This is a genomic window from Rhizobacter sp. P1_G5 (assembly GCF_056405435.1).
Genome location: NZ_JBFUCB010001005.1, coordinates 1 through 1,267 on the forward strand (window position 1 = coordinate 1; position 1,267 = coordinate 1,267).

2 protein-coding genes are annotated in these 1,267 nt (G+C 67.5%); one reads left to right on the plus strand and one right to left on the minus strand.

The window, feature by feature from the left end:
• Positions 1–355, minus strand: a 355-nt coding sequence (locus AC1D12_RS33560; RefSeq protein ID WP_477845409.1) for a hypothetical protein, incomplete at its 3' end; no start/stop codon positions are given.
• A gap of 196 nt (positions 356–551) precedes the next feature.
• On the opposite strand from AC1D12_RS33560, the gene AC1D12_RS33565 reads away from it, so the two are divergent.
• Entirely contained in the window at positions 552–1,265 is a 714-nt protein-coding gene (locus AC1D12_RS33565) for a CoA transferase subunit A (protein WP_047513534.1), read from the plus strand.
• Positions 1,266–1,267 lie beyond the last annotated feature (2 nt).

A 1,267-nucleotide genomic window follows, 5' to 3' on the forward strand; every position in this document is an offset into this window, starting at 1 on the left:
CGCCCAGGCTGTTCGTCGTGCTGTACGCGCGTGCCGACAGCTGCGATCCGCCGAGTGCCGGGAACAGCCGGTCCGACTCGCCGAACGGTGCGCCGTATTCAAGGCCGTTCGGGCCGACGAAGTTGTCGTATCGGGACGTATTGCCGGTCTGGTCCTGAGAGGTGAACATCTGACCGCCGATGTAGTTGCCGGCCAGCCAGTGGCCGACGTCGCCGGGCTCGCGCGGCGCATCGCGGCTCGCCGCGATGGTGGTGATCGGGTCCAGCGTGAACCCGGCCGAGCCGTGCTCTGCCGCCGGGGCGGTGGCCTGCAGCCCCAGTCCGGCCAGCATGATGACGAGTGCATGGATCTTCATCGCGTCGATCTCCTGAAGCTGCCGCGGTGGATGCCGGGGGCGAGAGTCCGCTCGGCAAATGGCGTGCCTGACCGCGTCCGGCCCTGTTTCGTGTTCGCGCTTCACCCTAGTCATTTCTACGTACCGCCCGCCCGGCCTACGTAACGCACTACGTAGTACGCTTCGCGGCTGATTTCCATTGCGCAGGAGACGCTCCATGAACAAGGTGTACGCCAGTGCCGCCGACGCCCTCAAAGGCATCGTGCGCGACGGCCAGCTGCTGGCCGTCGGCGGCTTCGGGCTGTGCGGCATTCCCGAGGCCCTGATCGGCGCGCTGCGCGACAGCGGCGCGAAGAACCTGACGGTGATCTCGAACAACGCCGGCGTCGACGGTTTCGGCCTCGGCCAGCTGCTCGAGACCCGGCAGATCAGGAAGATGATCTCCAGCTACGTTGGCGAGAACAAGGAGTTCGAGCGCCAGTACCTGGCCGGCGAACTCGAGCTCGAGTTCACGCCGCAGGGCACGCTGGCCGAGAAGCTGCGCGCCGGCGGCGCCGGCATTCCGGCCTTCTTCACGAAGACCGGTGTCGGCACGCTGGTCGCCGAAGGCAAGGAAACCCGCGAGTTCGACGGCGCCGTCTACGTGATGGAGCGCGCGCTGCTGCCCGAGGTGAGCCTGGTGAAGGCGCACAAGGCCGACCGCAGCGGCAACCTGGTGTTCCGCCGCACCGCGCGCAACTTCAACCCGGCGGTCGCGATGGCCGGCAAGGTCACGGTGGTCGAGGTGGAAGAGATCGTCGAGACCGGCACGCTCGACCCCGATGCGGTCCACCTGCCGGGCATCTACGTGCACCGGCTGGTGCTGAACGCGCACCCCGAGAAGCGCATCGAGAAGCGCACGATCACTGAAACCGCGAAGGCAGGGAGCTGACC

Bases quoted from the DNA above. Each gene is read 5' to 3' on its own strand.
- AC1D12_RS33565 (WP_047513534.1), top strand. From the start codon at position 552: ATGAACAAGGTGTACGCCAGTGCCGCCGACGCCCTCAAAGGCATCGTG.